This window comes from Bradyrhizobium sp. I71, assembly GCF_022354745.1.
Taxonomy (GTDB): Bacteria; Pseudomonadota; Alphaproteobacteria; order Rhizobiales; family Xanthobacteraceae; genus Bradyrhizobium; species Bradyrhizobium liaoningense.
Map to the genome: position 1 here is coordinate 728,656 of NZ_CP059398.1, position 24,367 is coordinate 753,022.

Annotated in this window: 27 protein-coding genes; all 27 read right to left on the reverse strand. The window is 63.9% G+C overall.

From position 1 onward, the window contains the following. Positions 1 to 255: 255 nt before the first annotated feature. Positions 256 to 2,541 (reverse strand): hypothetical protein, encoded by a 2,286-nt coding sequence (locus FJV43_RS03575; protein WP_239624673.1) that lies wholly within the window; start codon positions 2,539 to 2,541, stop codon positions 256 to 258. A gap of 38 nt (positions 2,542 to 2,579) precedes the next feature. Then, positions 2,580 to 4,046, reverse strand: a complete 1,467-nt coding sequence (locus FJV43_RS03580) for a phage tail protein (protein ID WP_239624675.1) — start codon at positions 4,044 to 4,046, stop codon at positions 2,580 to 2,582. Next, positions 4,039 to 4,464: a hypothetical protein gene (locus FJV43_RS03585; protein ID WP_239624677.1), complete on the reverse strand. Its 426-nt coding sequence runs from the start codon at positions 4,462 to 4,464 to the stop codon at positions 4,039 to 4,041. The genes FJV43_RS03580 and FJV43_RS03585 overlap by 8 nt, the downstream gene beginning before the upstream one ends. Then, the gene (locus FJV43_RS03590; RefSeq protein ID WP_239624678.1) at positions 4,449 to 5,051 is read right to left on the reverse strand and encodes a hypothetical protein; all 603 of its coding nucleotides are present in this window, start codon (positions 5,049 to 5,051) and stop codon (positions 4,449 to 4,451) included. The genes FJV43_RS03585 and FJV43_RS03590 overlap by 16 nt, the downstream gene beginning before the upstream one ends. Then, positions 5,048 to 5,791 (reverse strand): hypothetical protein, encoded by a 744-nt coding sequence (locus FJV43_RS03595; protein ID WP_239624680.1) that lies wholly within the window; start codon positions 5,789 to 5,791, stop codon positions 5,048 to 5,050. The genes FJV43_RS03590 and FJV43_RS03595 overlap by 4 nt, the downstream gene beginning before the upstream one ends. Beyond that, positions 5,791 to 7,683 carry a phage tail tape measure C-terminal domain-containing protein gene (locus FJV43_RS03600; protein WP_239624682.1) on the reverse strand — a complete coding sequence of 631 codons (1,893 nt, stop codon included), beginning with the start codon at positions 7,681 to 7,683 and terminating at the stop codon, positions 5,791 to 5,793. Before FJV43_RS03600 ends, FJV43_RS03595 begins: the two co-directional genes overlap by 1 nt. 142 nt (positions 7,684 to 7,825) lie before the next feature. Beyond that, complete coding sequence (locus FJV43_RS03605) at positions 7,826 to 8,233, reverse strand: gene transfer agent family protein (RefSeq protein WP_239624683.1); 408 nt, start codon at positions 8,231 to 8,233, stop codon at positions 7,826 to 7,828. A 14-nt stretch (positions 8,234 to 8,247) separates the two neighbouring features. Continuing rightward, positions 8,248 to 8,688, reverse strand: a complete 441-nt coding sequence (locus tag FJV43_RS03610; RefSeq protein WP_239624685.1) for a phage tail tube protein — start codon at positions 8,686 to 8,688, stop codon at positions 8,248 to 8,250. Between the two features lie 17 nt (positions 8,689 to 8,705). Further along, a complete protein-coding gene (locus FJV43_RS03615) occupies positions 8,706 to 9,116 on the reverse strand; it encodes a DUF3168 domain-containing protein (RefSeq protein WP_239624686.1) in 411 nt (136 codons plus the stop codon). Then, positions 9,113 to 9,601 (reverse strand): HK97-gp10 family putative phage morphogenesis protein, encoded by a 489-nt coding sequence (locus FJV43_RS03620; protein WP_239624688.1) that lies wholly within the window; start codon positions 9,599 to 9,601, stop codon positions 9,113 to 9,115. Before FJV43_RS03620 ends, FJV43_RS03615 begins: the two co-directional genes overlap by 4 nt. Before the next feature lie 138 nt (positions 9,602 to 9,739). After that, positions 9,740 to 10,081, reverse strand: a complete 342-nt coding sequence (locus FJV43_RS03625) for a head-tail adaptor protein (RefSeq protein ID WP_239629830.1) — start codon at positions 10,079 to 10,081, stop codon at positions 9,740 to 9,742. Then, a complete protein-coding gene (locus FJV43_RS03630) occupies positions 10,081 to 10,803 on the reverse strand; it encodes a hypothetical protein (RefSeq protein WP_239624689.1) in 723 nt (240 codons plus the stop codon). The genes FJV43_RS03625 and FJV43_RS03630 overlap by 1 nt, the downstream gene beginning before the upstream one ends. A 13-nt stretch (positions 10,804 to 10,816) precedes the next feature. Then, positions 10,817 to 12,391 (reverse strand): hypothetical protein, encoded by a 1,575-nt coding sequence (locus FJV43_RS03635; protein WP_239624691.1) that lies wholly within the window; start codon positions 12,389 to 12,391, stop codon positions 10,817 to 10,819. Beyond that, positions 12,384 to 12,665 carry a hypothetical protein gene (locus FJV43_RS03640; RefSeq protein WP_239624692.1) on the reverse strand — a complete coding sequence of 94 codons (282 nt, stop codon included), beginning with the start codon at positions 12,663 to 12,665 and terminating at the stop codon, positions 12,384 to 12,386. Before FJV43_RS03640 ends, FJV43_RS03635 begins: the two co-directional genes overlap by 8 nt. A 22-nt stretch (positions 12,666 to 12,687) precedes the next feature. Further along, on the reverse strand, positions 12,688 to 13,326 hold the full coding sequence (locus FJV43_RS03645) for a head-tail connector protein (RefSeq protein WP_239624694.1): 639 nt from the start codon (positions 13,324 to 13,326) through the stop codon (positions 12,688 to 12,690). Continuing rightward, positions 13,323 to 13,907, reverse strand: a complete 585-nt coding sequence (locus tag FJV43_RS03650) for a class I SAM-dependent methyltransferase (RefSeq protein WP_239624695.1) — start codon at positions 13,905 to 13,907, stop codon at positions 13,323 to 13,325. The genes FJV43_RS03645 and FJV43_RS03650 overlap by 4 nt, the downstream gene beginning before the upstream one ends. Next, complete coding sequence (locus FJV43_RS03655; protein WP_239624697.1) at positions 13,904 to 14,578, reverse strand: FkbM family methyltransferase; 675 nt, start codon at positions 14,576 to 14,578, stop codon at positions 13,904 to 13,906. Before FJV43_RS03655 ends, FJV43_RS03650 begins: the two co-directional genes overlap by 4 nt. Continuing rightward, on the reverse strand, positions 14,575 to 15,363 hold the full coding sequence (locus tag FJV43_RS03660) for a hypothetical protein (protein ID WP_239624699.1): 789 nt from the start codon (positions 15,361 to 15,363) through the stop codon (positions 14,575 to 14,577). Before FJV43_RS03660 ends, FJV43_RS03655 begins: the two co-directional genes overlap by 4 nt. Continuing rightward, entirely contained in the window at positions 15,324 to 16,115 is a 792-nt protein-coding gene (locus tag FJV43_RS03665; RefSeq protein ID WP_239624700.1) for a glycosyltransferase family 9 protein, read from the reverse strand. Before FJV43_RS03665 ends, FJV43_RS03660 begins: the two co-directional genes overlap by 40 nt. After that, a complete protein-coding gene (locus tag FJV43_RS03670; RefSeq protein ID WP_239624702.1) occupies positions 16,115 to 16,612 on the reverse strand; it encodes a hypothetical protein in 498 nt (165 codons plus the stop codon). The genes FJV43_RS03665 and FJV43_RS03670 overlap by 1 nt, the downstream gene beginning before the upstream one ends. 425 nt (positions 16,613 to 17,037) lie before the next feature. Further along, positions 17,038 to 18,393: a phage major capsid protein gene (locus FJV43_RS03675; RefSeq protein ID WP_239624703.1), complete on the reverse strand. Its 1,356-nt coding sequence runs from the start codon at positions 18,391 to 18,393 to the stop codon at positions 17,038 to 17,040. Between the two features lie 9 nt (positions 18,394 to 18,402). Beyond that, on the reverse strand, positions 18,403 to 19,545 hold the full coding sequence (locus FJV43_RS03680; RefSeq protein WP_239624705.1) for a S49 family peptidase: 1,143 nt from the start codon (positions 19,543 to 19,545) through the stop codon (positions 18,403 to 18,405). Then, the gene (locus FJV43_RS03685; protein ID WP_239624707.1) at positions 19,542 to 20,798 is read right to left on the reverse strand and encodes a phage portal protein; all 1,257 of its coding nucleotides are present in this window, start codon (positions 20,796 to 20,798) and stop codon (positions 19,542 to 19,544) included. Before FJV43_RS03685 ends, FJV43_RS03680 begins: the two co-directional genes overlap by 4 nt. Before the next feature lie 20 nt (positions 20,799 to 20,818). Next, positions 20,819 to 22,537, reverse strand: a complete 1,719-nt coding sequence (locus tag FJV43_RS03690; protein ID WP_239624708.1) for a terminase large subunit — start codon at positions 22,535 to 22,537, stop codon at positions 20,819 to 20,821. Next, positions 22,518 to 23,006 carry a hypothetical protein gene (locus FJV43_RS03695; protein WP_239624710.1) on the reverse strand — a complete coding sequence of 163 codons (489 nt, stop codon included), beginning with the start codon at positions 23,004 to 23,006 and terminating at the stop codon, positions 22,518 to 22,520. Before FJV43_RS03695 ends, FJV43_RS03690 begins: the two co-directional genes overlap by 20 nt. A gap of 75 nt (positions 23,007 to 23,081) precedes the next feature. Continuing rightward, the gene (locus FJV43_RS03700; protein ID WP_239624711.1) at positions 23,082 to 23,306 is read right to left on the reverse strand and encodes an HNH endonuclease; all 225 of its coding nucleotides are present in this window, start codon (positions 23,304 to 23,306) and stop codon (positions 23,082 to 23,084) included. A gap of 410 nt (positions 23,307 to 23,716) precedes the next feature. Then, a complete protein-coding gene (locus FJV43_RS03705) occupies positions 23,717 to 24,229 on the reverse strand; it encodes a transcription termination/antitermination NusG family protein (RefSeq protein WP_239624713.1) in 513 nt (170 codons plus the stop codon). Positions 24,230 to 24,367: the final 138 nt, after the last annotated feature.

Here is a 24,367-nt window from a genome sequence, read left to right on the forward strand (position 1 = left end):
CACACCCCGCAATCGGTGCGACAAATATCAGCGGGAAGCTTCCCGCCATGCGAGGCAAGAAGGCCACTCCTCACCATGTCTTCGATGGAAACGCCGCCCGACCCGGACGAGCCAGAACCGACTGAGGAGGAGATTAACAAGGCCGTTAAGGAGTTCCTGTTCGACGTTGGCATCCTTGTCGCGCTGGCTGCGACGATAGTCGGATATCTCCAGGCGACGGGACGAATTCACTTTTTCTAGTAGCCGTCGCGCGCGTCAATGAGCGCTCGTTCCCATGAAATAGGTCTTGGTACTCTGCCCATCGACCGTGGCGCCAACGCCTGACGTTTGATAGGCGCGAATGATATACGTATCGCCCTCGTCTGCCATGTCGAACGCGACGCCGCCAACCTGCAGCTCGCTGGTGCCAGAGGCGTGCTTCGCATCCAGGCGATGAAGCGCGACGCCGTTCTTGTAAACCCAAAGCTCGTATCGCGCCTGATCGACAGTCACCTGGAATGTCGCTGCCGCGCGAATCTCGATCTTGCGGGCCCCCGGCGTCCAGGTGCTCGAGGCAAAGTCGCCGGCAATGTCATAGAACTCGGTCCCGAACGACAGTGTCGTCAACGTCGATGCCGCAACGCCCTGGTTGGTGTTGTTGTTGTGAGCGGAAAAGCCCGACCCGACCGCATTCGCTGACTTGAGGACACGGCGAAACTCCTCGACAACCATCGCGCCGCGGACGACCAAGCTCGAACCGATTGTGTCGATCACGTCGGCAGCATTTCGCTGTGACAGACGCTTCTTGTAGTAGCTCTGCGCGCTGTCGAGCGCGGTCACCGCTTCGGTAGATAGCGCCGCGTTGCCGGAATTGATCGGGTGCACGCCATCGGTATCGAGCAGCGATGTGTCCCACAGCACGCTCTTGGCATCGACCGGCACGACCCACAAGCCGAGCCCGACGAGTTCGTCGACGATGTTCGCTATGCCGACGTTCAAACGATCGCGCCGCGTCGCGTTGGTGCCCTGAGCCGACTCGCCCACCCCTGAGAAGTGGTGCAGGTTGAACACGTTCACCAGCGGCATGGCCTCGTTCTGCGCGCCGGACAGGCCAGCCACATAGCTGATGAAGATGTCGTTGCCGGCGCCGGTAGGGGCAAGATTGGCGACCGAGACCTCCAGCTTCGAGTTGTCGTCGATCCCGACGTTCTTGTAGATCCGCACGAACGGGATCGTCTGCGTCGGGAAGCCGCCCGGCGAATTGGACAGGATCGCAGGCCGCTTGAAGGAGATGGTATTCTCGACGATCGGCGCCGAGTGGTCGGAGTTGCCGATAGTCACCGCGCCGATGCCGTTAGATGTCGTATTGGCCCAACCGGCGACGACGACATGCCGGCCGAAGACCGTCGCGCGCTTGACGGCGCCGTTGGTGGTGGTCGTCGTCCCGCCCGGATCCAGCGTACTGCCGATGTTGCCCCATGCACCGGCGGCCACGCTCATAGCCTGGCCGGTGACGCGCTTTGCCGTTGGAATGGCGAGATGGCACAGCAGCGCCCGCAGGCCTTCCAGCGACGTCTGCTCGGTCTTGCGGTTATCGCTCGCGTCGAGGATGCAATCGTTGGTGAGCAGCCAGACGAACGACGGGTTGGCGACCGACGGCGACCGTTGCCAGCCGTAGATCGAGGCCTGGTCGGCGACGGTCGCGCCGGACACGGCATTGGAGACGATCGTTCCCCAGCCCTTCGCCGCCTGAATCAATGCCGGTAGCGCCGGCGATGCATGGGCATTGGTGAACAGGCTGTCACCGATGAAGTAAGGCCAGGGCGAAGCCACCGGCCCATAAGCCGGCCGGATGATTGGATCCGCCGCCAACGCATAGCCTTGCGCGAGGGTGGCGCTGTCCGCGGAATCCGACGCGGAATCCGCAGCTGCCACCTGCGCTGCCTGAGCCGAGGCGAGGATGCCGTCGGCGTCGACATTGGTCGACAACAGCAGCGTGAAGTGATCGGCCGCGCCAAGCATCAGGATCGGCGAATTGATCAGCAGCTCGCCGCCGATCAGGGCGGTCCCGAACGCCGAGCGAACCGGCAGCGCACCCTGATTGTTGTAGTTCAGCGTGGTCGCATCGGTGTTGTTGGCAATCGGCGTCAACAGGAACAGCTTGCGGCCCGGCTGCAGCGGCGTCTCCGGCCCGGTCGCAACGATCGCGTTCGCCGTGCCGCCCGTCACCGTCAGTGGCACGATCACGCTGGGAAGATCGCCGACGCGCGACCATGATCCCGCACCGGAGGCGCCGGACTTGACGTAGAAGCCATTGTTGCCCGGGCTCACGTCGTTATAGACGATAGCCGACGTATTGGCGCCGTGGGTCAGATCCGCGCTGAGTGCGGACAGCGTGGCGTAAGCAAGGCCAGCGGCGCCCGCACCGGCATTGAGCATCGTCTCGAGGAATGTTCCCCAGGCGATGACATCGTCCTTGACGACCGGATTCGGCCCTGACGCGGGCACGCCGGCGGTCACGTAGCGGCGAAAGATTTCAGCGGCAGTCTTGAGCAACGCCATCGGGCAGGCCTTCTTTGATTACAGGAAAAAGCAGATTGCTATTGCAGGGCTAGCAACGCGTCGGGATCGACCAGATTCCATGAGAAGGTCACGCGGCCGTTCACCAGATCGATCGCGCCGCGGTCCTGGATCTCGACGACGCAATCCTCAAGCCCCCGCACCGCGGGAAGCTGCACCCGGACCCAGCGCTGACCCAGATAGCGGAGGCCATAGAGCGTCGTCACGAATGTTCCAGCCATCGCCGAATTGAGGCGCAGCAGCGCGCGCCCCGCAAGTGTCGCCGCCTGGTCGGCATCCTGCACCCAGGACAGGTCGAGCGGCTTGGCACGCACGATACCGGCACGTGCGATCGCCGCCTCATCCCTGACCGAATCAATCTGGTCGGTCGTGTAGGCAAGATCCGGATTGGTATAGGTGACGTCGAGTTGATTGACCGACTCCTCGTCGGCCTGGCCGCGCCGCCAGCTCCATCCCAGAATATGATCCGACGTCAGCGGCGGCTCGACCGGATCCCGGTAGACGCCGACCGTCAGCGCCAGGCTGCCGTCGCCATTCTCCACCATCCATCCGTCGCAGGTCGCGAGGATCTTGTTGACGACGTTCTCCGGCGAATTATCGAACTGGTAAAATCCGGCCGACTTGTAGCGCAGACGGCCGCCGACATCGTTGTCGCAGAGCTCCGCCTCGACCATCCATTGCGCCAGCACGTCGGGCGGAAACAGGACGTCGAACTCCTCCCCCATACCCCCGTCCGCCTCGGTGATGTAGTCCATCAGCTGCAACACCGGGTTTGGTGACGCCAGCCAGGTGGACCGATTGGATCGCGATTGCGCGCCGTCTCGCGGATCGAAAACGGGCGCGCACCTCGCAACGACGGAGAGATCCGGCCGGCCCCGCGGGAATTTCTTCGTGAAATCCTCAGGATTGCCGGGCGCGGTGCAGATGACCGACGCATAGGCAATGCCATTGCCGACATGCGCCGAATCCCAATTCGCAGGCATGCTGGTCATCGGCGCCGGCGTGAGGCCACCGAGCCGCGTCTGTATCGCAACATTGCCTCCGTAGCTGCCGTCCGACAGCGCATCCACGCTGCCCGCGCCGCCCGTGAGGACGGACGGCGTCGTCGTTACGACATCATCGCCCAGGTACAGCGACAGCAGGGTCTCGACCGGCCCGGAGTGAAACGCAATGACATCATAGGAGCGCGAGGGTGGACTGTCGGCCTCATAGAACATATAGGCGCCGCCGAGCCTGTTGATCCAATAACCCCGCTGCCGCGGCGGCACAGCCTGCCGGAGAACCTGCGCGCCGTTCTCCGGCTTCGGAACCTGCGGATTGTTGAGCGCATATTGCAGCCCGATCGTCGCGGCCGTGAGCACGGCCGCACCAACAACAGCGTTGACCGTCAGTGTTCCGACGATGGCCGTCGTTCCGAGAGAAGCCGCGCCGGCTACGCCGGCAGCCTCGATCGAGGCGAAAATGAGCGCGCCAACCGTCTCAGCCACGGCCGACACTCCACGCCGCCAGGACAGGCAACGTCGCGACCACGACACCGCGCGGCCACGACAACAGCGCAACACGTCCTCGATCCATTGCGATCGCGCCGGCGGGAACGCGCAGGCCGCGCGCGTTCGGCGCCAGGACCAGGGCGACGTCTCCGGCCGCCGGCTGCGCGACCCCCGCGAGCCCGACCCGCGCAAAGCGCTTCCGGCACGCCGCCACCATCCCGCCTTCGCTGCGGATCGCGGCCCTATACTCGGCCTCCGTCGCGTAGGTGCCGCGACGGTCCGGCATCGCGTCGGGATAGCCGCGCGCGATCAGCCAGTCGGCCATCAGCGTCGCGCAGTCATGAACCCCATAGGCGCAATCGCGCCCGGCGACGCGCTCGAGATAGATTGCGAGTTGCATCAGAAGATCGGCCATTTCTTGCTGAATCCGTGCGCATATTTTCCCGTGAAGTCGCAGAACGTATCGCCAGGAAAGCGCGCCTGCTGATCCGCATCGGAATAGTAGGAAAAGGACGGCCGGCGCCGACCCGTGAACCGCGTGCCGCAGGACAGCGTCAGCGTGCGCGTGATCAGGCCGCCGGCGGCCGCGACCTGCTCGCCCCCAAGAAAATCCGCAACGTAATAGGCCAGCCAATGCACCGGGCCAATCAATTGGAAGTCGACGCCCATGAGTGCGAAGCCGACGACGACCGCCCTTCCCTTGACCTGCTCGGCGTCGTCACCGGACGCAATCGTTGCGACGGCGCCGGCGACGCCCGACAGGACGAATTCGACGCGCTCGGCCGCGCCGTTGAGCAGCTGCGAGATTTGCGGCACGTCGAGCAGGACACGCATTCCGAGATACCGCGCGCCGGCCGGATCAAACACGTTGACGCCCGGCTCGATCGCGCCAAAGCCGAGCCAGATCCGCACCGGCTCCGGCTCGACGTCGAGGCGAAAGAATATCCCGAGATTGGCGACGCCGGATTGCAGCAGCGTCAGCTCCTCGTCGGAGAATGTCATGTGATCGGCGCCTCGACGAAATCGACGCTTGCACTGTTGAACGTCCACGGCACGATCCGCAGATCCATCGACGACGGCTGCGCCAGCCGCATCAGGCAGCGCGGCCGGTCGAACTCGAGGCTTTCGCCTGATGCCACGGCCTCGCGCAGCGGCGGATTGAACGTGATGGTAGCCTCGCCGTCCGACACCATGTCGACCGTCGCGATCTCATAGAGCCGCCAGCCCCAGGTCGGATGTTCGATCGAGAAACTCTCGCCGCCGAGCAGCGCGCCGGAATTGGCGATCTCGATCTCGAGCGAGGTTGCCCGCAAGGCGGCCGCGCCGGCCGCGACGATATCGATCGTGGGCTGGTAATAGCCGGCATCATCCGAAAACCAGGCGCCGTCGCTGTGCGGCAGCTCGACCGGCGCCTGCGCCGTCCCCTCCGGCCACGGCCGGAACAGAGCATCATTGCGCGGCACGATCAGATTTGTCACGCCGCCGGCGGCGACCTGGCGGACGGCGCGCCAGAGCAAGGTCGAGATCCGCTGACGATCGCGGCCACGATCAGGCACCGCCTGGCCGGACCGGCCAGACAGGCCGATTTCCGACATCTGGCAGGTCCAGTAGCCGCCGCCATCAGAGCGCGTCAGCGTACCGACGCCACTCGCGATCGCCCCGCCCGCAACGGCGACGCCGGCAAGATTCCACGCATGCGACCGCTCGCGCAGCAGCGCGCGCGGGAATTCGACATCGCCCATCAACCGACCCCCGTCGTCTGCATCCGTTGCGTCGTCACCAGAACGCGATTGACCTGGTCAACCTTGCGATGCGCGGCGACGACAGCCGCCTCGAGCTTGTCGATCGTGCCGGGCGAGACATCGCCGGAGACCATGAACGTGTTTTGAATCGTGGTGCCCGACGCGGCCCGGCGCGCGACATTGTTCGGAATGACCTGCGCGCCGCGCGGCAGGTTGACGATCTCCGGACCGCGCTCGCCGACCCAGGTCGGACCGCCGCGCCAATTGTCGGTCCCGTTCGCGTTGAACCCGATTTTCGGAAACAGCTGCGACCCGATCTGCATGGTCCCGACGCCCCCGCCGCCCCCGCCGCCGAACAGGCCGCCGAGCGCGCCGGCAATCGGCCCTGTGATCGCCTGGCGGATCGCGATGCGCGCCAGATCGGCAATGATGGAATTCGCCATTGCCTTGAAGGCATCGGCCGCGCTCTCCGTCCCCGTGATGACACCGAGCAGCGCATCCTCGAATGAATGCAGACCGCTCAGCCCCGCACCCTGCAGCTGCGCATTCGTATCGCGCGCCGCCCGTGCAAAACTCAGCAGCGGCCCGTTTGCATCCTCGGCCGCCGCCTTGGCTTTGGCATAGGCATCGGCGAGCGCATCGATCTGCACGCGCTGCGCTTCCGTGACTGTATTCGCATCGAGGCCGGCCTGCTTGTTGGCCGCCTTGGCGGCCGTCTCGAGCTCGACAGTCTTGCGCGCCCGCTCGCGCGCGTAGGTGCCGAGATCAATCGCCGCGGTCTCGGCCTCCTGCACGGCGATGCGCTTTTTGGTCTGTTCGACCTCGCGCTCGAATGCGTCGGCCTTGTCGACGCCGCCCGTGTCGGCGGGAAGTTTCGTTTTACGGCCGCCGTCGACGCGGATCCGCTCCGGCTGGATGCCGACCGCGTCATAGAACTTGCCGGCATCCTCCTGCGTCATCTGGACGCCTTCCCCGCCGACCGTCATGCGCTGCTTGGCGGCTTCAAAGCGGTCGATCAATCCGATCGCCTCGCGCACGCGGCCAGAGGCCAGCAGGTCGAAACTGAGCGCGAACATTTTGACGGCAATCTCGAGACCCTTGAAGGTCTCGAGCAGCGCCGGCCCGCCCCAATCAACGGCGATTTTTTTATATGCTGTCGAGGCCCGCTCCTCGATCTTGCGAAACGCTTTGTCGAGCTCGCCGGCCTTGTCGATCAGTCCCTGGTCGAGCACGACGCCGGCGGCCCGCGCGTTCTCGATCAGCGCCGGCAGGCCCTGCTCTGCGATTTCCTTGAGCGTGCCTACCATCTTCGGCCCGGCCTGGCGGCCGAATGCCTCCGTTGCGAGACGCAGCTTTTCCTGCGGCGTCTCGGCATTCGTGACCAGCCTGGCGAAATCGACCAGCAGATCCGTGTTCTCGCGCAAGGTGCCGCTGCTGTCGCGCAGCGCCACGCCGTTCGCCTTGAACAGCTCGGCGAGATATCCGCTCCCGAGCGATGCCTTGGCGATGCTGTCGGAAAACTTGTCAAACGCGCGATCGGCGAGCTCGGCGTCGCCCCCGGCCTGGCCGAGCGTATGCCGCAGCGCCTGGATCGCGTCGGTCGATAGGCCAACCCGCTCGGCCATGTCGCCGAGATCGTCGACCTCGCCGATCGCCCGGCGGATCCCGACGATCGACTGCTCGAGCGCCAGCGCGCCGGCGGCCGCCCCGACCAGGCCGCGGCTAAACGAATTGAGAAAGTTGTCGGCAACGCTCGGATTGATCCGCTTGAATCGCCCCTCGATCGTCTTTGCGGTCGCATCGGTCTGACCGACCGCTTTCGCCAGCGACTTCTCATATTTGGAGATATTCGCCTCGAGCGAGACGACCAGGCGTTCCAGATCGGTTGCCACGAAAGCTATTCCTTAGACTTGAGCCAGTCCCAGAGCTCATCGGCCTCGGCGCCGCTCAGGCCATTGCCGCCGTCGATCTGCCCTGCAATCAGCGCGTAGAATTGCCACATCGACATGGCGTCGACCTGCTGCGGCGACAGGTTCAGTTTTCCGGCTGCGCCGTAGATGACTCCGAACCGGATCTTTCCATTGGGGAGATCGTCGACGCGTGTCCCTCCCCCCGATCCGGAGCCCCTGATTTTTTTTCGATATCCTCCTCCGGCGCGCCGTAGCAGCCGGCAGAGAGGATCGAGATCGCATAGAGCAGGTTTTCCGCCGGCGGCCGATCCTCGACGTAGAGGCGCACCAGCTTCGTTGCCTCGACCGGCGACTTGCCGCCGCCGACCAGGCCCCATCGGATCACGCTGCTGATGTCCTCGAGCCTGCAGGCCTTGCTGTGCAGCCGGTCGAGGATGACGAACGGCCCGGCGTCGCAGGCCTCCTGCAGCTTGGCGAGCTCGCCCCAGGCGAGACGGAAATGATACGTTCCGTCCGCCCAGTCGAGCGTCACTGACGCGTCACGACTCAAGGCGTCACCGCGCGATCGAGCTCGCCGTCGCTCTGCATTTCGATGTTGGCCGTCACCCGGCCGCCCTGCTCGGCGCCGGCGGTAAAGGTCGCGACATGCATGAAGCCGGTCCACGTAATCGTCTTCGCCGGAAACTCGACCTCGATCTTGACCGGGACGCTGTCGACACTTTCCCAGGCATCGAGCCAGGTCTCGACCGATTCCGCGGCGAGCACACCCTCCCCCGAAATCGCGGCCGACAGACTGGCCGCATCGCGACCGACCCACGCCACCTTATCCGGATCGTCGCAGTCCGGCAGATTGACGTCGGTCAGGTCCTTCGTCAGCGTCAGGGACTTCGAAGTAAAGCCGCAGGGCGACGCGTAGACGATCGGCGAAGCACCGTCGCCGAGCAGCACGCGAAACTTGCCGAATTTTGCAGTGGTCGGTTGGGCCATGGATTGGTTCTCCTGTGTTAGGACTGGGGTTGCTCGATCAGGGCGACAAACTCGATGACTGCGTGATTTGTCAGTCCATCCGGATCACGGAAATTGCGGGTCTGCCGATGCCGGATGGAGACAAGCGCATTGTCGGCCAGAGCGAGGTCGTGATCGTGCAGCGCAGCCCGAACCGCGTCGGCAATCCGCTTGACCTCTGGCAATCCGACCGTGCGTGACCAGGCGTCGATCTGGATTGAGACCTCGAAGCCCGTAATGCAATCAGCGTCGTCGGACACAGACTGATCCGGCCCCCACGACACATAGGGGAACACGACCTCGGGCGGCACGCGGTCGAAGATGCGCTCGCCGACGATGGAAGAGAGCGCCGGATAGGTCTTCAGCCGCGCCACGATGGCGCCCTGCAGCTCGAGCGACGGGCTGGTCATTTGCCTGCAACCTTTTTCGCGGCCTTGTTGGTCGCCCGCGAGATCCGCGATTTGACGCGCTTGCGAAGCGCGCGATAGGCCGGATAAAAAAACGGCTGTGCTGTCGTGCCGGGATGATCCGTGCCCTTGAACTTGCCGCCATTCGGATGAGGCGACGTTCCGAATTCGACCAGGTGCGCATAACGCACCTTGCTGTTGCCGGCCGAGATCCTGACCGTCAGATCCGGATCGCCGGCGCCGGCGCTGCCGGCAAGCGACGAATAGCGCGCCTTGTCGCCGCCCCAGGTCTGCACGATGCTATCGCGCAGCGCGCCCGGCGGATTGCCGTGCGATCCCGTCGCGCTGACCGGCGCCAGGCGCTTCTGCATGTCCGTGATCTCGTCGGCGCCCTGCGCGAGCGCCTGCTTGATCGCGGATCGCACCTCAACCGGAAGCGCTCGCATCTTCGCGAGCAGCCGCTCGCGGCCCTCGACCTTCGTTGCCATAAATCTCTCCTGCCTGAGCTGAAACGATCGCGCGCACCGCGGCCTCCGGAACGCGCTGGTAGGTCCGGCCGGCGGCGTAGGCGATGATCACGCCGGCGCGCGGGCGGTAATCGAAACTGCGATGCATCCGCACGGTCTTCACGTCGCAACGCCCTTCTGGCAGAGCAGCTCGAGGAAAGCGCTGCGATCGGTCGGATCCGCGATCGAGCGGATGTTGTAGATCTCGCCGGTCCGCGCATCGCGCGCTCGCCAGTCCGGTTTGATCTGCGCCGTCTGCGAGCTCCGCCGCACTGTGATCGTCACCGGCTGCTGGCCGGAGAGTCGAGCCGCCATCACCTCCTCGCCGCCGAAGCGGGCCTTGACGCCGGCCCAGACCACGAACTGCTGGACGTAATCGGCCTGCGTGTTGCCATAGCCGTCGTCGGCGCTCTCACGTCGATCGAAGGCAACGCGGTGACGGAGTTCGCCGGCGCCAGTCATCACGCGGCCCATCGCTCCAGCTCGGCGCGCCACTCGTCCGCGAACGGCACGTTCTCATAACCGGCCATGGACGGCGTGCCGTCCGTGAAGTGGGCGATCTTGGCCTCGATCGACGGGTCGGTGTGCCCGACCAGAAAATTCCACTCCGGCGACAGTTCGCCGATCAGGCTGTCGTCCAGCCAGCAGAAGGCGTGAAGATCTCGCCCTGGTACGCCGTTGATCAGATCGAGCGTCAAGGCCCGGTTCGCCGGATGGTCGCAGTTGAACGCGACCACCGAGCTCCAGTTCTTGCGCGCGTAACGCGTCTGCTGCTGGCCATCCATCTTGACGCCGGCGGGCGGATCGAACCGGTGCTTGACGCAGTAGACCGCCTTGGCGCGGTCCAGCTTGTCGAACAACCGGCAGATGTTGCTGCGGACCAGGATATCCCCGTCCATGAACACGGCCCAGCCGGTCTCGGCCAAATGCGGCACCAGGAAGCGCGCACAGGCATGCTGCGTCGCCATCGACGCATCCGAGATCGTATCCCACATGATCGGCCGATCGGCTGCGCTGAGCCTCATCTCGATCGGCCGCTTGTAGAGCCCCGCCCGCTGCAATTCGGACAGCACGACGCCGCGCGTTTGCAGCGGCAGCGTCATATGCCGCCGCAACGACCCACGCGCCACCGCATAGGCGTCCGCTTCGCGCGGATCCCAGCCGATCCAGATGCTCTGTTTCAATGGAGAGTCTCCCTCATGCCAGCAAGGCCATAAGCCCCGGCTCAATCTGATCCGCCATCTGCGTGTAGCCGAGCACGTTGAAATGCCCCGTGGCGTTGTTACCTTCCGGCGTCACTTCGACACTCGTGGAAAGAAGCGTGATCCCCAGGGCCGCGGCATTTGCCTGGACCAGCACGTTATAGTCGTAGGCCGTCGTTCCGGGAGCGTCGCCAGTGGTGTCGAAGAGGTAGGTCGCGACGCGGTCCCATCCGTCAGCCTTCGCGGCATTCACGGTGTCGACGAACTTTGCGTAGGCAGTGGCCCCCGTATGCCCCTGAAACTCATCGTTGCCGACGGCAGAGTTGCCGACGATCGCGATGTTCAATCGCGCGCCGGGATCGATGCACCACTTGCCATTGCCATTGTAGTTGGCGAGGTCATCCTCCGTCGTCGAGCCGGATGCCGCGATGTTGTGCCAGATGATCGGCTCTCTCGCGTGACGGTCGGCGATGATCTCCACCCAACCATAGCCGCCGCCATTGTGCTGGAAGTCATAGGCGCCGGTTGCGTCGCCTCCCTGCCCCTGATCGAGGCTCGCACCGGTCACAAGCACGTTGACGCGCGAGGCGTTGTTCGTCTGGTCCGCTATTTGGCCCAGGTTGTAGAGTGATTGCCTGATCCTCGTCGCGACAGCATCCGACGGCGCCTCGTCATAGATGATCAACGCTTCCATGCGGCCGCCGTAGAAATCCTGATCCCCGTAAGGAAATTTCCCGATCGTGCCACCCGTCGCGGGAGCACCTCCCTGCGGGAGTGGAGTGCCCTTCGAGGCCGAATGTTCATTGAACCACATCACGGCGTCGGTCGGCTTCGCCACGATGGCCTGCACCTGCTTGGAGATGCTCAGGATCGGCGCCGTGATTGGCGCGCCCCATGTATCGAAAGCGACCGTATCGACCAGGCCGGTGCTCATGGCATCCGGACTGTTCTCCGAGCTGCTCCACCACCAAAAGCCATTGGAGCCGCCACCCGGCACGAAGATGTCGCTCTGGTGCCCGCCTGTTGCGGCATTCGCGTTGGTCGAGCTGTAAGGCTTATGAAGCGCAAAGACGGCATGGTTGTGCATGTCGAGCGACACGCCGGCATCGACGTTCAGATAGTTGCCACCTGTGTTGCCATTGACGACGCTGAGAAAGCCGCCGCCGAAGTAATAGACCTTGCCGCGAATGAGCCAAAGGTCCGGCTTCTGCAAGATGTCTCCGCTTTGCGTGAAGTTACGGCTCTGCCCGGACTGGTCATAGGCGATGTTGATCAGGGCACCGCCGATACCCGTTACGGGATCGACCTCCAAGATCGCGGCAAGCGCTTCGATATCAGCCTCGAGACCTTTCGCGCTCCATGTGATCGGAGACGCGGGATTGTCGAAGTTGTGGAGCTCGAACAGTGGCCCGTCAGCCCACGCTTTTCTGAGCGGCTTCACTCCAAAAGCCGCGGCAACACTCGGGCCGCCTTCAACATCGAGCGGCAGAATGGCATTTACTCGACCACGGCCACCCAACTCGCCCTGCGCCACAATTGGCCGCAAGATCGGCCGCGTGACACTACGCACTGAACACTCCGCAAGCACCACCCGCGATGCGCGAGAAGCGATAGGTGCCCGGCGCGTCGATCATGGTGCCGGTCTTGCCGGTGTAACCGGAGAGCTCGCCAACTTCGTAATAATTCCCGTCGTCGGCCTTGAGCTCGATCTTGACGACCGCACCGCTATTGACGCGGGCACCGTTGTCGCCCTTCAGTGCGACCGTCAAAGAACTGCCGCTCGTGACGGTCACGTCCGAGCTGCTGAGGGCATTTGTGCCGACAGCGAGAATCTGTGTGGCCATATGATTTTTCCCCTCGTGTAACTCAGGCCCCGATGATGCGGTAGGGCCACAACAACGCTTCTGCTGCCCATGGCATCTCGATGGCGGTCTGCCCGATGATGACCTGTTCCCGGTTTTGGTAAAGCGTTCCGGTCATCAGCTTGATCGCGGCCTTGATTGGCCCCGGCACGTTCGTCTCCGGCGGGCTCACACCCCCATCGAGATAACCGGCCCGAAAGCGGACGATTGCTGATTCCGGACGATCACACGGAAGGGCCGGCCAGCATTCACCCGGCGCCAGGCAGATCCTGCCGCGGTCCCCGATCCCGGTGACGAGATACTTCGCGGGATCGAAGGTCTGCCGGGCGCCGTTCGAATCCAGATATTCGATCGCCTCGACCTCGATCAGCGGCGGCAACCTCAGCCGGATGACCCGCGGAAACCACGCCATGCGCTGTTCCCATGTCTGGTCGACCAGGGCGCGGCCGAGCTGGCCGCCGCGGCCGTCGAGATGCTGCGTGACGGCTTCCGTCATGGCGTCGATCAGATCGTTGTCATCGTCGCTGTCCACCCGCAGGTGCGCCTTCATCTCCTCGCGGGAGACGACCGCCTCAGTCGGGCCGCTGATGAGATAGAGCGCCGATTCCGGCTCCGCTTCGCAGTTGCGCCGCCAATCGCTCATGAGCCGACCCGCTTGAAGATCATTCGGATGCCGAGATGCCCCTTGCTGGGATGCCGGGCACCTTCGAAACGCGAGACCAGTTGAAACCTGCCCCGCAGCACCGCGACGGGATCCACCGGCGCGTTGCCGCTGCGCACATCGTTGATGATGTCGGCCGGCAGCGCGATCGCCAGCATCTTCCCGGCGAGGTATGCGATCTCGTCCAGGAACGCTGCCGGGCGCGCCAGCTTGTGGATGATGTTCAGCGCCAGCACCACGTCATACGTCTCCGACAGCTGATTTTCCGCGCGCCAGGTCTCGAAATGATCGAAGTCGCACGCCTCGAATCTGGCCCGCTCGTCCCCGGCGAATATCTGTCGCGCCGTCTGCAGGTAGGGCTCGTGCTTGTCGAGACCGAGCAGCGTCGAGGCGCCCCCCGCCTCGATGAGCCATTTGCCGATCATGCCCTCGGCACAGCCGAGGTCGAGCACCGAGCCGCCCCGTGACGCGGCCAGCAGCGGCGCAAGCCCGCGGATTCGTTCCTTCAGCTTTCTCTCACCGGTCTGCATGCCCGGAATTTCGAACCAGCCGTGACGGGTCACGATCTATCCCAGGACAGGATGTAGTCGCCGGAGAGCACGGAACGCACCTTGGCGCCCCAGGATCTCAGCAGCGTCACAGCCTCGGTCTCGCCCAGGCCATAGGTCTGCGCCTTGCCTGGCTTCTGCTCGACGATGATACACGGCCTGCAGCGCCTGATCGTCTGCTCGGCGCCGCGAAGCACGAAGAGCTCATAGCCCTCGCAGTCGATCTTGATGAAGTCGACCTCGCCGAATTCGAAGGAATCGAGCGTCCGCATCGGGATATCGATGGCAACGTTGGCCTGGTCCTTCGGGGCGACGAAGGTATCTCCATACGAGCCGGGTGTGCCACACCTCAGGCAGACGGTCTGCTCCCGATCGCCGAGCGCGAGCTCGTGGAGCGTCGCGTTCGGCCGATCGGTGATGTTCGCACGCCAGCAGGCGGCGTAATCCGGCACCGGCTCGAATGCCTCGACCGCCTTGAAATCAGAGGCCATGTTGCGGGACCATTGCCCGATGTGGGCCCCGACATCGATTGCCAGCCGGTTCCGATACACATGCTTCAGCGCGGCCCGGTACTTCGTGAGCTGGTACTGCAGCCGCCCGTCGCGCTTCTGGTTGACCCGGCTCATCCACTCGACCAGGTGCGTTTCGCCGTCAGGAAAATACCAACCGAGCTGCTGCTGCATCATCCACCGATCGCGTTCCAGAGCGCGCCGCGGCGCATCTCATCCAGTGTCCATTGATGATTGGCCAAGCGTGCCGCCCATCGCTCCCGTCCCTCAGGCATCGCGGGGCGCTCGATCCCTCCGAGATCTCCGCTGCCCATCGTTCTGCCGGCACAAGCCGCCGTGCAGATCGCCGGGATGCCGCCCAGGATCGCCATGACGGCCGCGTTCGACATGAAGGTCACGACCGCCCAGCAATCCTTCAGGTCTTCAGCCAATGGCCGCTTCGGCGCGTCGACCTTCCATCTCACCCTGATCGGCCGGTCGGAGTGCCGGCGGATCGCCGCGGTCGTCTCCGCGAGCCATTGCCCCGGCGCAAAGCCGTGAAGCCCGAAGAAGGCTTCCGAGTTCGGACACAGCAGGATGTGCGAGCCGCTGGTCCGCCAATCCCGAACCGGAATTTCGAACTGGCGAAAGCGCACCGGGTCGTCGTCTCCAACATCGCCTGCAAACTGAAACGCGCCCCTGGCGCAGCGGTAGTAGCGCCCGCGGCCGAAGAAGGCGTGATCGCCATAGAACCAGTCAGCCACGGCCTGCCTTGCGGTGAGAAACTCCCGCCAAAGCCGCGGCTGCCCCCAGAACGCGAACGGGCGACCGCGATCGAACGACCTGGTGCACATCAGCTCGCCACCACATCCCACGGCGAAGGCCTGCGACCATTTCGGCGCCGTGCCGCTGATGCCGGGCTCGAGATAGACCGCGATCGACATCAGCTCGCGATCTTCTCGCGCGCGATCGTCCTCAGGCACGCGCTCTCGACCTCTTCCACCGAGATCCGCGCCATTGCCGCCTCGCAGTGGGCGCAGCGGTTGAACGATCCGCAGGCTTCGGCGCCGCCGGTCAGGTTGACGTGGCTGTCGTAGCCCGTCACTTCAGGCGGAATGAAGCCCCCGAACAGCACCACGCCCCGCACGTCCACAGCGGCGGCGCCATGGTGCAGCCCGCCCTCGGGCCCGACATAGAGCGCCGCCCGCGACAACACGGCCAGCGCGTGCCGAAAGCTAGGCGTCGCGATGCCCTTCACCCGTTCGAGCCGCCGTCCACCCTTGTAGTCGAACTGGCGGACGGCATGACCCGCCCTCATCAAGCGGTCGGCGACTTCCTGATAGCGCTCAAGAGGCCACGTCTTATTCGGCGCGACCGACTTGAACTGCGGAACGTTGGGTTCGATCAGCACGAAGCCGGCCGTCTCCTTGCCGGCAAACTCCAGCTCCGCGCGCGAGAAGAACATCTCGCCGGGGACGGCCTGGAAGTCGTAATTCCATTCCCATCGTTCCCCGACGCGTCGGTTGTAGAGGCGATGGCCGACATAGAAGTCGATCCATTCGATGTCGCGCCGATCGTGAGCGCCTGGCTTGGCGACGTTCGGGTTGTTGCGAAAGACCGCCTCGCTATTCTTGTCCCAGATGATCTTGCGGCGATCGCCAAAGGCGATCTTTTTGCCTCGCTTGGCGGTGCCGCGGGCAAGCCCCGTCGCCATCAGATTGTCGCCCAAGCCCATCAGAGGCTCCACCGCTGCATTGCCGTCTCGATACTGGCGATCTCGAAGCATCGCAGCGCGCTGTCCGGCGAGGCGTTGATCACTTCGACCCCCATCCGCTGCAGCTTCGCTGCCTGCGTCGTGAACGCATCCCGCCAGCGCATCAGGTGCTTCATTCCGGGATTATTGGCGCCGCTCCAGGTGTTGCGACCATACCAATGCACCCCATCACCCACGTGCATATCGAAACCGATCAGCAGCACACGCCTGGCGCCGAACTGGACCGCCAGGTTGAGTGCCTGAAACCCGGAATTCCCGCCGGAGCCCACAAGGCCCGGCACGTCGAAGCGAAGCCGGTCGTCGTCGGCAACCTCGATCTTGTGCACGTCCTTGAACGCCGCACACACCGAACTGTCATGCGCAAGCTTGATGCCGGCAAAGTCCGGCAGCCCTTTCCTCGCCCGCCACCATGGCCCGTCACACCCATAGACGACATCCGCCCACGGGCAGAGCCGCACGTTTTCCTTGATCGCTAGGACAGCAATCCGTCCCCTGAGCGCTCCGATCGGCGCGACCGCCGCCGACGGCCCTGAGGCGATGATGGCGCAGGCCCCGCCGCGCCAGTCCCGCCACCAGCTGAATCGAAAGGGCCAAGATCGGCCGCCTCGTTCGCCACGGCCCCATCCCGCGAAACTGCCAGGCCCGGCGCTGCCGGTGAATCGAGGCGATAGGCCAGCCCATGCGCCTCGAGGTCCCTGCGCCGCTGGTCGCTGGCGACCGAAAACTCGCGGCCCCGCTTGACGTGCCCTTCGTTGACGCCGTTGACGCCGAACGGCTTCAACGCTTTCATTCTGATCGGCATTCGGGCTCGCCTCTACGCCGTTGAACTGGTTGCAAAGAGATCCGCGCGAGCTGCCTCGCGCGGATCAACGTCGTGACGAGATCAGGTCGCAGTGTCGAAGTCGCCGTGGATGAACGACTCCGGCCGATAGATGGCAAGCGCCAGGCGCTCCTCAGCGCGCAGCGTCACCATGTTCTTCTCGAAGTCGTCCGAATTCTCGGTCGACAGCAGCACCTCGATCTCCATGCGATCGAAGATCTGCGCACCCAGGTCGAAGGCCCCGACCAGGAACTCGGTCACCGTCATCGACTGCGACTCCACCACCGGCAGATTCCACAGCCGCGGCGCGTTGCCGTTCTGCGGATCACCGATGATATAGCGCTGCTGACCATCCTTGGTGAGCTGGATCTTCGCCCAGTCGGTCGGATGCAGCACGATGCCGCTGGCCGGGAAGTTGGCCAGGAAGACCTGCAGGATCGCCAGCCGGATCACGTCGATGTTGGTCTGGTTGGCGGGAACGAACTGCGCATCGAACGCGGTCGCGCTCGGCACGAGGCCCTTGATGTGGATGCCGGTGCCATCGCCGTTGAGCAGCTCGGTCTCTTCAGTGAGGCGCAGGCCGTACCGCGCACGGGCATCGATGTAGGATCGCAGCGCAGGCGCATCGTCCAGGATCTGGCGCGACGCCTTGAAGATATGCGCGATGGTGCGAACCGGCGCATTCTTCAGTTCGAAGGTCAGATCCGACTTCGGCTTGGTCGCACCCTCGGTGACGACCGCGGCATTGTTGGTGTAGCCGGTCTCCTGGACGAACTCGACCATGCCTTGCGCGGTTTCACCAGGCGCGATCAGGTCGCGGATGGTGAGCTTGCGCTCGGGCGGCGTCACGATGCCGGGGACGCGCATCGAGGTCACCAGCGAGTTCGACGACGAGGTATTGCTGCCGACGGTGCCGGTGACGTTGGTGATGTCGGCCCGGTTCATCTGGACGCGGATGGCACCCTTGCCCTTGAAGCCCTTGAACTCGGCGCTTTCGACGAAGCGCTCGCCCATCGACTTCTGGGAGGCCGGCTCCTGCTCCGATCGGCGCGCGGCGAGCTTCTGCTCGATCTCGGTGACGCGCGATGCGATCTCGCCATGCTTTTCGGCGAGCTCGCCGTGCTGGCTCAGGGCCTTGTCGACCTTCTCCGTGGTCTCGGCCGTAGCCTTGCCGAGATTCTTCATCTCGGTCTGCATAGTCTCGCCGCTCTTCTTGACGTCGTCGGCGGCCTTGGCCATCGACTGTTCGATGGTCGTGAGCTGCGTGGTGAGGGCCTTGAGGTCGTCGGCCGACACGGCCGCGGTTCCGGCCGCAGCCATGATCAAGTGATGATCACCGGCGATGCCGTGCGTCGCCAGCACGGCCAGGACGGCGCAAACCGCGAGGGCGAACGCCCCCGCGAGCACATAACGTTTCATTGGTCTCTCCTAGAGCTTTGGGATGGTGAAGCCCATGGCGCGCTGCCGCAGCTCGGCAAACGCATCAGCAAGGGCGGCTTCGGCCTCATCATCCCCGGACTCACTCCGGAGACTAGCAAGCGCGCGAGAGGCGATAAGCGTGCGCTTGGTCTTCGAGGCGCCTGCATCACGCAGGATCGCCTCAAGCTCGGACGGCGGAGGAATCTCGCCGGCATTGACGCGGCGGGCCCAATCCTCCAATCGACCTGAAAGGTTCTTCGCGTCGTCGGGCACGGCGGACGCCTGGGCGCCCGCCTTGGCGCGCGAGAGCGCGGGATTGGTCTGCACGCCGAACCGCTCGAGCGTATCGGCGAAAGTCGCGATGGTGTCGACCATGCCGCGCTCGAGCAACTCGTCGGCGTTGAACATCATGCCCTGACCGAACCTGTCGTTCACCTCGGACAGGCTGACATTGCGGCCCCGGGCGACGGCGCGCACGAAAGCGGCGGCGAGCTCGTCGACGTTCTGCTGCATCTTGGTCTTGGCTTCGTCGCCCAGAGGCTCGAAGCTGTTGCCCATCACCTTGTACTCGCCAGAATAGATCAGAGTCTCCTTGATGCCCTCCTTGGCCAGCATCTCCGAGATGTCCTCGTGAATGGTGTAGACGCCGATGGATCCGGCCTGGCCGGAGGGCGTCACGATCACTTCGTCGAACTGGGTCGCCAGCCAATAGGCCGCGCTCGCAGCGCAGGTGTCGACCACCGCTACCATCGGCTTGATGCCGCGGGCGTTGTAGATGTCGTCACCCAGCTCCTGGATGCTGCGAGCGACGCCGCCCGGGCTGTTGATGCGGGCAATGATCGCCTTCACCGAGGTGTCGTTGAGCAGCGAGGACAGCTGCTTGCCGATCAACTCGCTCGATGTGCCGCCGCTGATGTCATCGAGCAGGTTCATGCGCTCGCCGATAACGCCGTTGATCGGCAGCACCGCCACCGAGCCTTCGGCCTTGGTGACCTCGCGCGCCCGCTTCTGGGTCACGCGGGCGACCTCCTCGGCGGAGTACTGCCCGCCGGCGGCCTTGAACTTCAGGAACTGGGCGACGCTGACGAGCTTGCCCTTCTCCAGGGCCCACGGCTCGGCCGCGCAGGCCATGATGATGTTCATATACCTCATGGCATATACCTCGCTGGCTCCGTTGCTCCGTCGGGCGTGGTCTTTTGGGGTAGCAGCCGAGGCTTTCCCGCGTCGGCGAGCGGCACCAATGTCGAGTTCACGAGCAGGACGTCGCCGCCGGGCATTGCGGGCCGGTTGGCCTTCTTGCGGCCTTCGTTCGGCGTCATCTGCGCGTTCTGAATCATCTTCGAGAGGAACTCGCCCTTCGCAGTGATGTCCGCGCGCAGCATCGCGTCGCGGTCGATCTCGGCGTAGTACTTCCTGCGATCGGCTGGCCTGAGCAGCCAGCGGTTGATCGACTTCTCGGTCGTCGACAGGAACGCATCGAGGCCAAGGGTCAGCCAAGCGTTGATGATACCCTCGACGCCCGACCCCCACATCGTCTGCCCCTCGCCAGCATGGCCCACCAGGATCGGCGGCGTGCCCATGAAGCGGCAGATCTCCTCGACGTTGAACCTGCGCGAGAGCAGCATCTCGGCGTCCTTCGGCGGGATGTTGACCGGCTTGAACTCGAAGCCGTTCTCCAGGATCCCGTAATGGGCCTCCGCATCGTTCCCGATCAGTGGATCGATAAACGTCTTCGTGAAGTCCTTGCGTTGCTCTTCGTTGAGCCGCGGCCCCGTAAAAAAGCCGGAAGCCCGCAGACCTTGAGCGAACGTCTTGCCGGCCGCCTCTTCTGTCGCCAGCGTGATGCCGAGCGACTGGCGAGCCGCCTGAAGCGGCGACATCCCCATGTCGGACTTGCCGAAGGCGAACTGGCGGACGTGAAACACCTTGTCGCGCGGCAGCCACTCTTCCTTGCCGCGGTCGATGTAGCGGTATTCCAGTTCACCGGCCCTGTTGCGCTGGCGATCGGGAACCGTATTGATCGGTAGCGGTTCGAGCGCAACCAGACGATCGCCCATGAAGCGCTTCTCGGCATAAGCGTTGCCGAGGCCGCAGAGGCTGGCGCCCATGCCGCCCCAGAACTCCTGCGTGGTCTGATCGTCGTTCGGGCTCGACCCCAGCAGATCAGCAACCGGATGGTCGGTGATCTGCCGGCGATTGTCGTCTGGAAGGCGCTCATAGAACTTGATCGGGAGCGTGCCAGCGACGCCGGCATGCAACCGCACGCAACTCCACCATGCCGACAGGTTCAGCGCGTTCTCGATGCTGACGGACTTGCCAGACCAACTCGCCCCGCCGTAATAGGCCGCCCAGAACGGCCCATCGGTAAGCCGGATCGTCTTGCCGAGCCACGAAAGAAGGCCCATTCGCTCTCACCTTCTCGTGGTTACCGCATGACCGCGCTGCGCAGCCACGTGTCGATGTCGACACGCTCGGCTGCAACGGGATTCCAGCTCATCAGGATCGCCGCGCACGCCGTGGCGATCAACGGGTCGATCTTGGCGCTTCCGGCGATCTGCTTCGTGATGATGATGCCGTTGCCGGAGCGCTCAACCTTGGCGTTCCCGACGCAGAAGTTCATCAGCGCAGTGCCACCATGAAAGAACGTGCCGTCGGCGAGCTTGAACTCGATTCCCCACCAGGCTGGCGAGAGCGCCTTGCCCTGAAGCAGCCGGCGAAGCATCTCATCCGTCATACCGCGCGCGGAAAGGTCCTCGATGATCGCGGCCACGTTATTCGGGTCGAGGCCGACCGCATCCTTTTCAGGCAGCAATCCGCTTTTGAACACCTTCTCAAACACGTCGCCGAAACCCTTGATCAGTTCGGCCGGCGTGTCACAGATTTTCAGCGTTCCTTCCCTTTCGAAATCAAGCAGCGCCGGCGCGATCTCCTGACGCAGCTTGAGCACCTTGCGATGTGCGAAGGCCTTGTTCCAGCACAGCCAATGCCGCGTACCCTTCTCGCGGCCGATGACAGCCGCGCCGAGCAAGTCGTCGAGACCGCCGCCGTCACCGCCGAATGTCGCAACCTCTGACCTGCGCAGAAGTTCGTCGAGATCTGCGAGCGCCTTCACCGCGCCGGATTCCCAATATTCGGCGCCGTTCCAGTTCGTGCTACCGAGACCGACGCCAATCTCAATGTTGAGATGTTGCGAAGCCCAAATCTGCTCGGCTTCGTCGTTTACCGTGCCGTTTTCCGTGTAGTCAGCCAGCAAACGCTCCGGGTCTATGGACCGGTTTAGGTTCGGTAGTAGTGGCGCCCAGTGCCGCGGATTGCGCCAATATTCCTTGTCTTTCTGCAGGTGCTTCGGGAATTCCCATATCGCCGGCAGTAGAATCGGGCTGGCGCCACCGCGACCGTCCCGAATTTTGCGCGCCTTCTCGAGCTCAGTAAGAAAGATGCCCGCCGGCTGTTCCGGCGCTTGGGTAGTGATCATCGCCACTTGGCCAGGCACCATGGTGATGCCGCCACCGCGGATTTGCTGCATCACGTTGGCGGCCCCCGCCACCTTCCCCAGTTCGTGGACCTCGTCGATGATTGTCAGCACCGGAATTTCGCCGGTGACAATTTCAGCGCCGAACGTCAGAACGTCGAGTTTGGTTCCGGTCTTACGACGCTCGATCGACTTGATGTGATCGCGGACCCTGAAGATCGCCTTTAGTTTTTGATCAAGGCGGATCATGCCTTGAGCCTGTCCGAAGCACCGAACCGATATCTTCTGACTCGGTGCGACGATCATCATCTGCCGGTTCGGCGCCTCCTCCATGAACAGCGCCGTCAGCCCGAGGGCTGCGATGTAGGTCGTCTTCGAATTCTTCTTCGGTACCATGCAGAAGATTTCCCAGACGAGCCGTTTCTTCGTCTCGGGATCTTCGCTGGCGAGGAATGCGACGAGGATGTCACGAAACCAGTCGCCGCATGCTTCTGAGAGCGGCGGATTACCGGGTACGTCCGGGAGCCGGAGGCGATTGAAGAACGCCAGCGCCTTGGCGGCCCGCTTCTCATTGAGCGGGACGCTTGCCATCGGCGTCTCGCCGGCCTGGATCTTCTCCCACCAATCCGGACAGGCAAATCGCGGGAGCTCCTCAGTGGACAGCGTCGCCATTCTGGCCCGCCGCTTCGCGATCGAGCTCGGCCATCAAGTCGGCGTCGGCATCAATGGCACGCTGCTCGTCGATCACCTTCTTGCCAAGGCGTTCGGCCGCCGGCTTGTCCGCTGCGGCGGCACCCATGCTGTGTTCGATCTCCATGCGATCGTTCTTTTCCAGCATCTGGAAATAAAGTTTCGTGGCGGCGACACTGCCGGCGGCACCCTGCGAGAGGAGCATCGCGCCGAGCTGAGCATCGTGACGATCGCGCGCGACCTCACGGAATTTCAGCTCTGAAAAATAATGCTTCCGGAGCGTCGGCTGCGTGATGTAGAGCGCCGCCGCGATCCGCGCATTCGACCAACCCCACGCCACCAACATACTGACGAGATTCCGGTTTTTCTGACTCGCGATATGTTCCGGCCGGCCGCGCTGGCCCCAGTTGGCCGGAACAGGATCGCCGAACAGGTCAAAAATCTCGTCCATCAGAAAAAAATCCGCGAATGTGGGAGCCGCCGGTCCTTGCGGCACCGACCTGTGGACTTTCGACCACCCCCCCTCTCAGTGCCAGACGCCGCGCATGTGCAGCGATGACTGCTCTTCGCGTTGCTTGATGGTGTCGTGGCAGGCCTTGCAGAGGGTCTGAAGGTTGGTCTCGTCCCAGAATAGGCGCTCATCACCACGATGAGGAACCTTGTGGTCACAGACCAGCAGCGCCGTGTTGCCTTCGAGCTTGCCGCACTCAATGCGCTGGCATGTGAACAGGTCGCGCTGGAAGATGGTCATGCGCAGCTGCTGCCAGCGCGCTGTCTTGTACCAGCGCTTCCAGGGCGGCCCCGATCCCATCGCTCACCCGGAAAGCGAACCGTCCGCCTATACCCCGAGGGCTTGTTGCTGCCGATGGCAGTGGCTTGGGCGGACGGTTCTAAGTCTAGGGAGGAAACGCCCAAGGAGGGCAGCGGCAACGAACCGCGCTACCGCACACCCTATGCAAACACAAAGCCCCGGGCGTTTCCGCCTCGGGGCTTCAGGTCGATGCCATAGCTTCGCTTTTCCCGCGCGATCCCGGCTTACCGGCAATCTGCGCTTCACCCGCCTATCCGTGTCCGCAGCTACAACCGTTGCCAGGAGCTCAATGACCGAAGGCTTCAGTAGGACTCGCCTGTAGCCGATTCGTGAGTGGACCAGCAAGATTGTTACTTCGTTTTCCCGCGCCGCTTGCCCTTGCCTCTCTTGCGCTTGGATGGGCCAGACCGCCGCCGAGCTGATCGCACCACGCTCATGACGGCCCTTCGGCGATCCTCCGCCTCACACTGTTCGCAGCTTTCCTCCCAGCGCAGCCTATCAACCTTCTCGTCAGTGACCCAACCGAGGATCCGCTCAACACCAGGGGTGTTCGCAACCCGGATCCAATTCGCATCGGTCTCCCAGAAAAATACGAAAACGTAGCCGGGAACGAGTGGCACATGCCGCGTCCCCAACCGACCGCGCTGAACGACCCTTTCCGCAATCACAGGAACGAAGATCCCGAAACGCCGCTTCGCCAGCTCAGCTTCTGCGGCTCGGGAATAGACCGAGACCACATACCATCGTGCTCCGCGATCTTCCGTCATTTCCGCGTCTCGCGGATCGAAGGTCAGAACAGGCCTCGCAAGTTCGGCGCGTGCCTCTGGCGAGAGGTTCGCAAGCGCCTCTGCGATCGGTTTCATTCGATAGCTCCAACATCTCGATTTTGCCTGTCGATTTGCTGGCCGTCAGAACCGGTACCCGATCGGAACCGGTTGTCGTTTCTCCGGGAGGATGATCGGGAGCTTGCCCAAAGCCCTGTTCAATCTTCCCGGCAGCTT

Excerpts from the sequence above, each read along its gene's own strand:
- FJV43_RS03575 (WP_239624673.1), bottom strand. The coding sequence starts at position 2,541 with ATGGCGTTGCTCAAGACTGCCGCTGAAATCTTTCGCCGCTACGTGACC.
- FJV43_RS03585 (WP_239624677.1), bottom strand. The coding sequence starts at position 4,464 with ATGGCCGATCTTCTGATGCAACTCGCAATCTATCTCGAGCGCGTCGCC.
- FJV43_RS03590 (WP_239624678.1), bottom strand. The coding sequence starts at position 5,051 with ATGACATTCTCCGACGAGGAGCTGACGCTGCTGCAATCCGGCGTCGCC.
- FJV43_RS03595 (WP_239624680.1), bottom strand. The coding sequence starts at position 5,791 with ATGGGCGATGTCGAATTCCCGCGCGCGCTGCTGCGCGAGCGGTCGCAT.
- FJV43_RS03610 (WP_239624685.1), bottom strand. The coding sequence starts at position 8,688 with ATGGCCCAACCGACCACTGCAAAATTCGGCAAGTTTCGCGTGCTGCTC.
- FJV43_RS03615 (WP_239624686.1), bottom strand. The coding sequence starts at position 9,116 with ATGACCAGCCCGTCGCTCGAGCTGCAGGGCGCCATCGTGGCGCGGCTG.
- FJV43_RS03620 (WP_239624688.1), bottom strand. The coding sequence starts at position 9,601 with ATGGCAACGAAGGTCGAGGGCCGCGAGCGGCTGCTCGCGAAGATGCGA.
- FJV43_RS03625 (WP_239629830.1), bottom strand. The coding sequence starts at position 10,081 with ATGACTGGCGCCGGCGAACTCCGTCACCGCGTTGCCTTCGATCGACGT.
- FJV43_RS03640 (WP_239624692.1), bottom strand. The coding sequence starts at position 12,665 with ATGGCCACACAGATTCTCGCTGTCGGCACAAATGCCCTCAGCAGCTCG.
- FJV43_RS03645 (WP_239624694.1), bottom strand. The coding sequence starts at position 13,326 with ATGAGCGATTGGCGGCGCAACTGCGAAGCGGAGCCGGAATCGGCGCTC.
- FJV43_RS03655 (WP_239624697.1), bottom strand. The coding sequence starts at position 14,578 with ATGATGCAGCAGCAGCTCGGTTGGTATTTTCCTGACGGCGAAACGCAC.
- FJV43_RS03665 (WP_239624700.1), bottom strand. The coding sequence starts at position 16,115 with ATGGGCTTGGGCGACAATCTGATGGCGACGGGGCTTGCCCGCGGCACC.
- FJV43_RS03675 (WP_239624703.1), bottom strand. The coding sequence starts at position 18,393 with ATGAAACGTTATGTGCTCGCGGGGGCGTTCGCCCTCGCGGTTTGCGCC.
- FJV43_RS03680 (WP_239624705.1), bottom strand. The coding sequence starts at position 19,545 with ATGAGGTATATGAACATCATCATGGCCTGCGCGGCCGAGCCGTGGGCC.
- FJV43_RS03685 (WP_239624707.1), bottom strand. The coding sequence starts at position 20,798 with ATGGGCCTTCTTTCGTGGCTCGGCAAGACGATCCGGCTTACCGATGGG.
- FJV43_RS03690 (WP_239624708.1), bottom strand. The coding sequence starts at position 22,537 with ATGGCGACGCTGTCCACTGAGGAGCTCCCGCGATTTGCCTGTCCGGAT.
- FJV43_RS03695 (WP_239624710.1), bottom strand. The coding sequence starts at position 23,006 with ATGGACGAGATTTTTGACCTGTTCGGCGATCCTGTTCCGGCCAACTGG.
- FJV43_RS03700 (WP_239624711.1), bottom strand. The coding sequence starts at position 23,306 with ATGACCATCTTCCAGCGCGACCTGTTCACATGCCAGCGCATTGAGTGC.
- FJV43_RS03705 (WP_239624713.1), bottom strand. The coding sequence starts at position 24,229 with ATGAAACCGATCGCAGAGGCGCTTGCGAACCTCTCGCCAGAGGCACGC.